Genomic DNA, 11722 nt, shown 5'->3' with positions numbered 1-11722 from the left:
GGGTTGCTGTTTAAAGACTACTCGCCTCACTTAAAATGTCTATGATGGCTCTAATTTACTTCAATTAAGGGTTTTATCAAAATAAAAAAGAAGGCGTCCTTTACTTTTTGGACACCTTCTTTTTTGTTTATCAAATTTTCCCGTCAGTTTATTGAATCCATAGGGACAGTGGCGACAACCACTTTGGCAGCAATAGCCGCGCTCAAGGTGGTACTTTTCAGTGTACACGATGTAGCCTTCAGGCGTTTTATAGTAGTCTTCGCCCTCCTTGAGCTCGCTGAATGGTCTGCGCTTTATCATCCGTTTTTCAGAGTATCAACATAGCGTCGCCATAGCTCAGGAAGCGGTAATTTTCCTTAATGGCTGTATGGTATGCCTCCATCATCAGCTCATGACCCATAAAAGCACTTTTGAGCATGAGTATAGTGGACATAGGAGCATGGAAATTTGTAACCAGCTTAAGTGGTAATCTGAAAGTATAAGGCGGATAGATAAACTTGCTGATCCAACCGTTAAAGGGAATAATTCGGTTTTCAGTAGTTAGCGAACTTTCGAGTGCTCTGAGGGTGGTAGTACCTATACTTACCACTTTGCGGTTTTGATCAAGCGCCTCATTGATTTTTTTGGCAGCTTCAGGATAAATCCACACTTGCTCGCTGTCCATCTTGTGCTTGCTGAGGTCTTCTACCTCTACCGGTTTGAAGGTGCCCAGACCAACGTGCATAGTAATTTCGGTCGTCTCTACACCTTTTATCTCCATGCGCTTGAGCAGCTGCTTACTGAAGTGCAAGCCACTTACAGGTGCTGCCACTGCTCCCTCTACCTTTGCATAGATGGTCTGGTAGCGCTCTTCGTCTTCTTCATCGGCTTCGCGCTGCAAATACTTGGGAATGGGCATATGGCCGAGATCCACCAACTTTTTGCGAAACTCTTCGTACGTTCCATCAAACAAAAATCGAATAGAACGGCCGCGACTTGTGGTATTGTCTATGACTTCAGCTACCAGATTTTCATCTTCGCCAAAATAGATTTTATTGCCAATTCGAATTTTCCGGGCAGGATCTACAAGTACATCCCATAATCGAGTTTCTGCATTGAGCTCTCGAAGTAAAAATACTTCGATGCGTGCGCCCGTTTTTTCTTTATATCCGTAAAGACGTGCTTTAAAAACTTTTGTATTGTTTAGGACAAAGAGGTCCTTTTCTTCGAAGTAATCCAGAATGTCTTTGAAGATGCGATGTTCGATTTTTCCTGTATCGCGATGAACCACCATCAGACGGCTTTCGTCGCGATGGGGTACTGGTCGGTTGGCAATAAGTTCTTTAGGGAGTTTGTAGTTAAAGTTTGAGAGCTTGAATTTCATTGCTTACGGGCTTTGAATTTAAGGGCGCGAAGGTATAAATTTCATAGCTTAAATGTAATTAATTAGAAATTAAAAATTTAAATGGGAACATGGTCGCTGTTTTACATATTTTTATTAAAATTTTCTGCAAATTTTCAATGAAAAGCAGTTTAAAATTCTGCTGATTTTTATCTATTCACATCGACAGTCTTTACACTAGCTCAAAGGTTATACGATAAAAAGGGAAACTATTTAGTGCGCATTGACAATGGCAAAGTCTATGATAAAATTGGCAGATATATTGGAAGAATTGACGGCGATAAAATGTTTGACTCTTTCGGTCGCTATCTGGGTAAAATGTCTTACCTGAAGTTCTGAGATCGGTCAAGCAATTACTTGGGCCGAATCGATGCAGAAAGGTTATACGATCGAACTGGCATCTATTTCTTGAGAAATAGATAAAAATCTGCACATTTAGGATAGAAAAGGTAATTAACTAGGAAGAGCTGAGAGCAATGATGTTGAACACGTTGCGATGTACCATATCTTTTTTCAATCCCTAAAAAGTCAGCGCATTAAGAGCCCACCTGCCAGCGAGCCACGGGATTTAGAAAGCTTGTGCGCATTGTATCACTGGTGTAGTAATAATATCCAGCTATGGCTATCATCGCTCCATTGTCGGTACAATACGATGGCTTAGGCACATAGAGCGAAACACCCATCGATTCTGCCAGGGATGATAACGCTTTTCTTAATCCAGAATTTGCCGATACTCCACCGGCCACCGCCAAATGCTTACACTTTGTTTCATCTAATGCCAATTTAACTTTCTTCAAAAGCGTATCAACGATAGCCTGTTGCACGGAGGCCGATATGTCGTTTAAATGTTTTTTAATGAAATCGGGATCTTCTTTCTGAAATTTTTCTAGGGTGTATAAAACAGAAGTTTTTAGCCCGCTGAAACTGTAATCGAATCCTGGCACTTCAGGCCTGGCGAAGCGAAAAGCGTGTGGATTGCCATGCTGAGCAAGTTTGTCAATCAATGGACCGCCGGGATATGGCAGTCCAAGGATTTTTGCAATTTTATCAAAAGCCTCTCCGGCAGCGTCGTCGGTAGTTTGACCGATTACTTTCATGTCGAGAAATCCATTCACCAATACCAGCTGTGTATGCCCGCCCGATACGGTAAGACACAAAAACGGAAATTCCGGCGAATGCATATCGGGGTCATCGATGAAGTGCGCCAGAATGTGTGCCTCCATGTGATGTACCGGTATCACGGGAATTCCAAGGCCTAAACCCATAGCCCGCGCAAAGGTGGCCCCCACCAGGAGCGAGCCCATAAGACCAGGTCCGCGCGTATAAGCGATTGCCGAGAGTTGATACTTATCGATACCAGCCTGGCGCAATGCCAAATCCACCACAGGCACGATGCTCTGGTGATGTGCCCTCGAGGCAAGTTCGGGCACTACTCCACCCCAGTTTGCGTGAATTTTTTGGGAAGATACAATATTGGTAAGAACTTTGCGCCCCTTGAGCACAGCGGCTGAAGTGTCGTCGCACGATGTTTCAATACCAAGTATGTAGATGTTTTCGTTCATTTTTTAAATATCAAAGCGATTGAGCAAACTCCGAAATATCGGCCTTCGCACACTGCGCATCATCCTAGAATTGGCCAAAGGTATGGCAATTTTTGGGGTAGTTCTCGCTTTGCTCCTCGCTAACCCATTTGTACAAACCTTTTTAGCTAAAAAGGCTACAGAATGGTTAAAAAACAATAAAAATATCGAAGTAAAAATCGATAAATTTCAAATCATTTTTCCAAATCAAATCGGCTTACGTAATGCCGTATTGTTTGATGATCAAGGCGATACAGTCATTTACATTCATACTTTCAGGGCATCGTTCGCACATATATCTTCTGATTTTCAGAAGATCGCTCTATCAAAGGTATACTTCGACAGTACACATTATTATCTGCATACACCTGTCGGCGACAGTGTGAATGGTTTTATGAGGTTTTTGGAAAAATTAGACTCCGGCGACACCACAGCTCAGAAAAGCACTTTTGCACTAAAAATCAATGACATACACTTCGATAAGCTCAGATTTCGCAGAATAGACTTCAACAATCCAAAACTTCCTGCCTTTAAGGTGTACAATGCTCACTTGCGTTTCCGAAACTTTCAACTCTCGCCCGATAGCATAAGTACCCGCCTGGTAAAAGCCTTTGGAACTGATGACCAGTTTTTTAGCGTACATCACCTCGAAGGACGTTTCACATATGCTGACGACCATATTTCAGCTCTCGATCTGCGCGCAGTAACCGATTCCAGTGAGCTCGACTTGGATGCCACTCTGAAATACATGCACCCCAATGACTTCGCTGATTTTGAAAATCAAGTGCACATAGCCGTCGATTTCAGAAAGACGAAAGTTCACATAGCCGAGCTTAGAACACTTTTACCAAAATTTCCTCAGTTACCAGATGTAGAGCTCAACGGTAATTTTTCTGGAGTTTTAAACAATTTTACCATCACTGCAAATCCAATTAATATCGGAAACTTTACTTCGCTTGATGGAATTGTTACATTAAAAAACGCCATTTCAACTCCAGAAAATGTAAAAATTTCAACAAGAATAGCCACCTTGTCTTCGCAACTAAAAGAAGGAGCACAAATTGTACATCTTTTTACTGATACCATTGTGCCCGAAGTGCTACAAAGAGAACTTCTTTTTACAGTGAAAGGCCTATTTGATGGTACACCCGATCAATTCGCGTCAAATCTCAATATATATTTTGAAAAAGGAGAGGAAATAAACGGAAATATACAATTCGATAAGACAAATAAAATAGCAGAATATTCAGGTAATTTAGAAATAAAAAATGTACATTTAGGAAAATTATTTGGTGTAAATACTCTTGGAAGTGCTACTGGAAAATTCTCTGTCAAAGGAAATGGCCTTTCAAGCGATGATTTGCACCTTGAAAGTTCGGGTAAAATTGAAAATTTATTTTTCAATAATTACACATATAAAAACATTACTCTTTCGAATTTTACACTAAATCAAAATGATTACAATGGAAAATTAACTATAGATGATCCAAATATTTCACTCACTGCTGATATACACTATAGAGCAATTAGCAATAATACATTTACAGAATTTCTTTTTAAATTAAATCACTCTAATCCCTTAGCATTACATTGGACAAAAGATAGCATTACCAATCTGAGTTTTACAACTACTGGCATAATCGATTTTTCAGAAGTAAAAAACCCTTCAGGAAATATTTTAATTAACGATATTTTTGCTGAAAATACTTTGGGATATTACCACTTTGAAAGTATTAAAATCCTTTCAAATACTCTTCAAAATAAAAGTTATTTGGAGCTAAAATCGGATGTGGCTAATTTCAATCTGTCAGGAAAGTATAAGCTCTTAGACTTAAATAAATATTTTGAAGAATGGTTGAACGTCCGACTTGGCAAATCGGACAAGGAAAAAAATACATTTTCAGAAGACTACTTCACCTTAGAATTTAAAACAGATAATCTTGATGCGCTTTTTAATTTACTTTACATCAACAATTTAACTATCGAACCAAAAACTACTCTACTTGCAGAATTCAATGGTGCTAATACACACGTATCAGCTACACTCACTAGTAAAGGAATTAAATATAAAGACATACACACAGGAAATATTAAATGCCAGATAAAACACACCAATCAAAACTCAGTAGAAGCCTTATTAAACGCTTACAATTCGAAATATGACGATTTAGTTATAGACTCTATCCAATTTCAGATTGTAAATACACCTGATTCTAACGCCTTTGAATTGCTATGGACATGGATTGACTCTCTCGGCAGCCACGGCCATATTGATGGCTGGCTTGTAAAAAACGAATACAACCATTACAGATTGCACTTCGACCGTTCTGAATTCAATATTGGAAATGAAATGTTTGTGATCAATAAAAACAATTATTTTGACTTTGAACCTGATAAAATCAGCATTACAAATTTTCATATTATCAACGGACCAAGATCCTTTTTTGCAAATGGAATTATCTCAAAAAATCCTTATGAAATACTACGTATAAATCTGGATAATTTTAGAATCGATTTATTCAATATTTTCCTCAAGCCTTTTAATTCGAAGCTCGATGGCATAATGCAAGGAGAAATTATAGTCAACGACCTATTTAATGAACCCAAATTTGCTGCTGATTTCGAAATTGATTCCATGTACATTAATGGAAGTTTTCAGGGTGATTTTTACTTGTCGTCTGACTGGGATTTGATGACAAAAAAGATGAAAGTAAAAAGCCATATTCAGCGTGGACAATTAAAGACATTTGAAGTAGCAGGGGTGGTATCAACTACAGGAGAACTTGAAGTAGATTTAAAGGTAACAACCAATCGATTTCGGGTAAATGCACTTGCACCTATTTTAGGTGAATTTGTACAAAATTTAAGAGGTACAGTAAACGGTGATATAAGTGTAAAAGGTCGGACAAAAGCTTTTGATATTGCTGGAAAGCTCACTTTTCCCAACCTTGGCCTAACGATACCCATGCTCGGCACGGATTACAACTTCGAAGGTTCGCCTACAGTAACTATGAATAACAAAGAAATAGTGATATCAGAAATGACTATTCGCGACACAAAAACTGCCAGCAGAGCAGTGATGAATGGCCGGATTACTCACCGTGATTTCACAGACTTTAGGTTCGACATAAGTATTGATGCAGATAAATTTTTGGCGCTCAACACAAATGCAACTTCGGGTGATCTTTATTACGGGACGGCCTATGTTACAGGAAAAATCACTATTACTGGTCCAACGGATGAGCCAGTGATCGAGGTAAACGTTCGAACAGAAAAAGGAACTCTTTTCGCTTTGCCTCTCAACAATCCAACGGAAGTAGGCAGATTGTCGTTTGTAAACTTTGTACAGAAAGACAATAAAAAACAAACAGAAAAGACGCAATTGAATTTTGGTGGTTTAACCCTCCGATTTACCATCGATGTAACACCCGATGCCGAAGCACAACTAATACTCGACGATCGATACAACGACATGATGCGCGCAAACGGTCAAGGAAGATTGTCCTTGACCGTACCACCGTCAGGAAACATTAGTCTTGTGGGTAGTTACCAGATCAACAAGGGAGTTTATAACTTCAATTTCCAGGGCCTGGTATCGCGCAAATTTCTCATAGAGCCAGGCAGTACCATCACCTTTACTGGTGATCCGCTAGCGGCTAATCTCGATATTACCACACGCTACACCACACGCACTACCCTTAGAGGACTATTGACTGACGAACGCTATTTGAACACGCGCACTCAGGTCGATTTGCTTCTTAAAATCACAGGGGTAATGTTTCAGCCCGAAATCTCTTTTGACATCAAGGTGCCTCGAGCGGCTCCAATGGTTCAAACGGAAATCAACAATGCGCTGGCCGATCGCGACAAATTGACCCGTCAGGCATTTTCACTACTATTGCTCAACAGCTTTGTGACAGATGATTTTGCAGTAGGTACTTCTTCGACTGGTGCCACTTTAGTGTACGATGCTTTCGTTTCTCAAATATCTAACTTGCTTGCCCAGCGCATTAAAGGGGTTGATATTCGCCTTGGTTACAGCCAAACCAATCTTCAAGGCCAGCAAGGCAGTACAAATCAGCAACAAGACCTCGAGCTCGGTATTTCTACCACACTCTTTAATGATCGATTTGTAATCAACACAAATTTTGATCTATCCACCCAGCAAAACACCGGAAGTACACGTCGTAATGACTTTGCAGGCGATGTTGAGCTCGAGTACCTCATTACTTCAGATGGCAAGCTGAGAGCCAAGGCTTTTAACCGCTCACTTCAGAATAGGATTGGCCTGGAACAAGTCGGCGACTATGCACAAGGCCTGGGTATTACCTATCGAACCAATTTTGATTCTTGGTACTACGATCTTCTCGGCTTCCGTAGAACCAGGAAATACAGAGAATTTCAATTCGAAGAGCCGGATACTTCGGCTGACTCACCATCGATCTATTATCCGAAAAAAGCAAACGAATGGAAACAATCAAGTATGCGCTAATCACCGGAGCAGGTAGCTTTATCGGCGGAGCTTCGAGATATCTTGTATCCGTAGCCGTGCAATTAGCCTCAAAAGTAGGATATCCGATCAGCACCTTTCTCGTTAATATAGCTGGCTCTTTTTTGATCGGTTTAATCTTATCTGCCTGGGAGCAAGACATTATTTCTGATACCAGCCGAATTTTTCTGGCCACTGGTATCATGGGAGGATTTACGACGTTTTCGTCCTTTTCTCAGGAAATAATGCTGATGCTAAAAGCAGGACAAACAGGCCCTGCCCTACTATACATTTTCTCCAGCATTATCTTGGGTTTAGGTGCCTGTATTTTTGGGTATTATTTAGGAAAGTAGCAAATTTTTATCTCTGATTTTACTCGTTTTCTCTTACAGTATATGAAAAAATTTGCTGCCCGTTTGAATCAAAATACGTGATTTCAAGTGTTCGTTTTTTTGATGGACCTGAAAATTTCAAAGCGACGAAATTCCGCTGCTGAATGAGGCTACCGGGCAATCTAAAGCTGTTGTCTTCCACCTTTTTAGTAACTGCTCCGCTTGTGAGTGGCGATGTAGTAATGTCGTAAAGGGTATTGCCCTTTCCGTTTTTCATCACACATATTTCGCTGTGATGGCGGTCTCCGGTCAGAAATATGACACCTTTGATGTTCTCCTCTTCGATTCTGCGAAGCAAATAAGCTCGCTCTTGTTCGTAGTTGGCAAAGTTTTCAAACACTTTTGCATCGCTTAAGATTTGTCCGCCAGCACATACCAATTTAAAAGGTGCATCAGAATACTTGAGGTTATTGATTAACCAATCAAGTTGGTCCCTGCCGAAAATTTGGTCTTTGCCATTGTTCATCACTTCTGTGCGAAAGGATCGATTGTCGAGCAGGAAGATGTGAACGTCGTTGAATTCCAAGGCACTGGCCGTTGACTGTTCACATCCAAAATTTACAAAGGGCGGATTAGCCCAAAAAAGGCGGAAAGCCTCGTGTGCCCAGGACTTGCCCACGTAAGAACCATTGGCGTCATTGGGTCCGAAGTCGTGGTCGTCCCAAATGGCGATGTGGCTGCCCGTACGCAAGAAGCGCTGCAACTGTGGGTAAGATCTGTCGTGCGTATATCGATGCAAAAATCCACGACGGCTGCCGTAATCTACCGGGCGGGTATACACGTTATCGCCTAACCATAGCATGAGATCTGCTTTTTTATCGGCCATGTGTTCAAAGATTTGATAATCTCCTCCATAAGGCTTCCCGGGGCGATCGGCCGATTCTTCGTTGAAATACGAACAGCTGCCTGCCAATACGGTAAATTCAGGTGGGTCTTGTTTGTAGCGCCAGTCGGTAAGGGTTGAAAACTTCAAAGGTTCGCTGAATGAAACTTCATTTCCATTAATCAAGACACGGTACTCATACGTGCGACCGGGCAAAACATCGTCGAGGATAAACTTTGCTGTAAATGCTGTATGCCACTGAGTCTCAATAAGAGGTGTAGTTGTCCATGATGGAGCACCTTCCACTCGATACCTGAGCGACACTTTAGCAGCTTTTTTTGTTTGAATCCAGAGGTGAGCTTCTTTCATGTGCACGTATCCCAACATAGGGCCTGCATTGATCCAATCGCCTACCGCTAGAGTGGTACTTTTTTGACCACTTAAAAGAAAAGTAGCTGAAAACAGAAATAGAATGAGAAGTTTTTTCATTGAAAACTGAGTTTTTTAAATTTTCAAGTTCAAAAATATTGGACTATATCGCGATTCTTTTGTGTTTACAAAAATTTAAACAGAATAGGGAGAGCGACACTTTAAAGAGCAAGCTTGTTAAAAAAGGGGAAATTATGGTTTTAAGATTTCCATGTTTTAAAAAACGAAGACGCCCATCATTAAGATGAGCAAGCTTTTTAAAATCAAACGATTTAAACATTCACACCAAAGAGGTAGCCTACCAAAGCTGAAAGACCCATTGAAATAGTGCCCCACACCACAATGCGCACTACGGCACGCATCACATTTGCTCCTCCAGTAATGGCTGATAGGGCACCCAGAATAACCAAAGCAAACACAGTAAAACCGTATAGAAAAAACTCCATGTAAGATAATGGGGCAAAAATGGTGACAAGCAAAGGCAACATGCCACCCGCAGTAAAAGCCGCTCCTGATGCTAAGGCTGCTTGTATTGGATTGGCCTGACTGGTTTCTGTAATGCCCAACTCGTCGCGCACATGCGCAGCCAGGGCGTCTTTTTGGGTGAGTTCTTTGGCCACAAGCATGGCGGTTTCTTTACACAAGCCGCGTTTTTCGTAAATCTGAGCTAGTATTTTGAGTTCAGTTTCAGGGTATTTTTCGAGTTCCTGCTTTTCGCGCTCTATGTCAGCCCGCTCGATATCGGTTTGCGAACTCACTGACACATATTCACCGGCTGCCATCGATAGAGCACCAGCCACTAATCCTGCCAAAGTGGCCAACAAAATGGTTTCTCGAGTAGCACTGGCAGTAGTGACGCCCACAGCCAAGCTCGAAATAGAGATAATCCCATCGTTGGCGCCTAGTACTGCAGCCCTGAGCCAATTGCTGCGATGGATAAAGTGACTTTCTAAATAATTGTCAAGTGTGACTTTTTGAGAGTTTTCCATCAAATTTTTTGGGTAAAATAAAACAAAAAAGGTGTCCGAATGAACACCTTTTTTGAAACCCAATCATAAGAAACTTATTACCTCCATCCACCACCTAAAGCTCTGTAAATATTTACTTTGCCTTGTAGCAATTTCAACTTAACTTCAATTAAATCAAGACGAGCTTCGAGAGCCTCGCGCTGAGTGAGCAAAACCTCCGCATAATCTGCTCGGGCGGAATTAAATAGCGAGTTAGCTATTTGCACCGAGTGATTCAGAATCTCAACCTCTTTTTCTTTCGTTTGATAGCTGTTCGAATAGTTTTCCAATTTGGCCAATTGATTTAGAACGTCCACATAGGCATTGAGCACTGTTTGTTCGTATCGATATACAGCCTGCAGCTGCTTGGCATTAGCCGTATTGTACAAGGCTTTAATGGCATTTCTGTTAATAAAAGGAGCAAGTATATCACCTGCCGCATTGTAGAGAATCGACTCCGGATTGAGCAGGAAAGCAGGATTAAATGCCTGAAAGCCCGTGGCTGCCCGTATGCCTACAGAAGGATAAAAATTCGCTCGGGCTGACTTTACATCGAGTTTAGCGGCTTGCAGTTCGTACTCAGCCTGCCGAATGTCGGGCCTATTTTGCAGCAATTGTGCAGGTACGCCGGCTTGTATGCTGTCGATTTTTTCTTGTAAAAAGCTGGTTGAACTTCTCGATACTCTACCCGCATAACGGCCGGTTAGAAAGTTGATTTTATTTTCGGTTTCTGTGATCTTCTGCCGAATTTCGTACTGCAAGTTGCGCGTATTGAGCAATTGTGCCTCAAATCGGTTCACAGCGAGCTGGGTTACTTTGGCTGCATCCTTTTGTTGCCGTACCACCTTGAGGGCATTTTCCTGAATTTCAATGTTTTGTTCTACAATTTCGAGAAGATTGTCGAGGGCCTCAAGTTCATAATACGCTTCTGCGATTTCAGCCACCAGATGGGTTACAAGAAAGTTTCTGCCCTCTATTGTACTCAAGTAACGCATGGCTGCCGAACGTTTGGCGTTGCGCAACTTCTGCCACACGTCGAGCTCCCAACGTGCCAATGCTGCCACATTCACATCGCCAAGCGGCTCCGGAAAGGGTTTGCCATCTTTAATGGATAGCTGACTGTCAATAGCTCCTTTGCGCGTGTAGAGGCCTTCTTTTTCTAAACCGCTGCCCAAACCGATGTTTACAAAGGGTAAATACTCCCCTTTTCGCGCTCTCACCTCATTTTTTGCAACTTCTATTTCTTGCATTACGATGTTGAGCTCCTGATTGTTTTTCAGGGCTGTATCAATCAACGCAATGAGGTGAGGATCGCCGAAATAGTTTCGCCAGGAGAGCGATGCTACATCCGCACTGTCGGCACTTGAGCGACCAAAACTGTTGGGCAAAATTGGATGAGGTGCTTTAAAAGCATCTTTGTAAGGCATACACCCTGAAATCAACACAAGCAGGGCTATGATTATAAGTGGAGCTGTTTTAAAAAGCTTTTTCATTCTTTTTCCTGACTTCCGCATTTTAACACCCAAAATTGAAGATTGAAGCTACTTTTTTTTGCTCCTCTGTTAAAAGGATTACTTTGCTAATGGTTTCTTTCGTCTTGGGTGTAGTGATTTCGATTTGA

At 41.5% G+C, this 11722-nt stretch carries 7 protein-coding genes and 1 pseudogene; 2 read left to right on the top strand and 6 right to left on the bottom strand.

Annotation, left to right across the window (positions count from 1 at the left end; genetic code table 11):
* Nucleotides 1-126 precede the first annotated feature (126 nt).
* The 3 genes and pseudogenes from EIP89_RS11095 to tsaD form a co-directional block, all read right to left on the bottom strand.
* Nucleotides 127-300, bottom strand: a pseudogene (locus EIP89_RS11095) (C1orf53 family protein); the annotation flags it as partial.
* Between the two features lie 7 nt (nt 301-307).
* The gene (queA, locus tag EIP89_RS11090; RefSeq protein WP_124398755.1) at nt 308-1363 is read right to left on the bottom strand and encodes a tRNA preQ1(34) S-adenosylmethionine ribosyltransferase-isomerase QueA; all 1056 of its coding nucleotides are present in this window, start codon (nt 1361-1363) and stop codon (nt 308-310) included.
* A 554-nt stretch (nt 1364-1917) separates the two neighbouring features.
* On the bottom strand, nt 1918-2943 hold the full coding sequence (gene tsaD, locus EIP89_RS11085; RefSeq protein ID WP_124398754.1) for a tRNA (adenosine(37)-N6)-threonylcarbamoyltransferase complex transferase subunit TsaD: 1026 nt from the start codon (nt 2941-2943) through the stop codon (nt 1918-1920).
* Between the two features lie 19 nt (nt 2944-2962).
* Between tsaD and EIP89_RS11080 the strand changes: the two genes are divergently transcribed.
* Both EIP89_RS11080 and crcB read left to right on the top strand, forming a co-directional pair.
* On the top strand, nt 2963-7453 hold the full coding sequence (locus EIP89_RS11080; RefSeq protein WP_124398753.1) for a translocation/assembly module TamB domain-containing protein: 4491 nt from the start codon (nt 2963-2965) through the stop codon (nt 7451-7453).
* Nucleotides 7429-7803, top strand: a complete 375-nt coding sequence (gene crcB, locus EIP89_RS11075) for a fluoride efflux transporter CrcB (RefSeq protein ID WP_124398752.1) — start codon at nt 7429-7431, stop codon at nt 7801-7803. The genes EIP89_RS11080 and crcB overlap by 25 nt, the downstream gene beginning before the upstream one ends.
* A gap of 19 nt (nt 7804-7822) precedes the next feature.
* Here crcB and EIP89_RS11070 read toward each other — a convergent pair whose 3' ends face one another.
* The 3 genes from EIP89_RS11070 to EIP89_RS11060 all read right to left on the bottom strand — a co-directional run bounded on the left by EIP89_RS11070 (nt 7823) and on the right by EIP89_RS11060 (nt 11594).
* Nucleotides 7823-9154, bottom strand: coding sequence for an alkaline phosphatase D family protein (locus tag EIP89_RS11070; protein WP_124398751.1), 1332 nt, complete (start codon nt 9152-9154; stop codon nt 7823-7825).
* Nucleotides 9155-9366: 212 nt separating this feature from the next.
* Nucleotides 9367-10083, bottom strand: coding sequence for a VIT1/CCC1 transporter family protein (locus EIP89_RS11065; protein ID WP_124398750.1), 717 nt, complete (start codon nt 10081-10083; stop codon nt 9367-9369).
* Nucleotides 10084-10160: 77 nt separating this feature from the next.
* Nucleotides 10161-11594 (bottom strand): TolC family protein, encoded by a 1434-nt coding sequence (locus EIP89_RS11060; protein WP_124398749.1) that lies wholly within the window; start codon nt 11592-11594, stop codon nt 10161-10163.
* Nucleotides 11595-11722 lie beyond the last annotated feature (128 nt).

Origin of the sequence: Thermaurantimonas aggregans, assembly GCF_003851885.1 — a bacterium.
GTDB classification, from domain to species: Bacteria; Bacteroidota; Bacteroidia; order Flavobacteriales; family Schleiferiaceae; genus Thermaurantimonas; species Thermaurantimonas aggregans.
The sequence above is the reverse complement of the archived record's forward strand: the minus strand, read 5'-3'. Positions and strand labels throughout refer to the sequence as shown.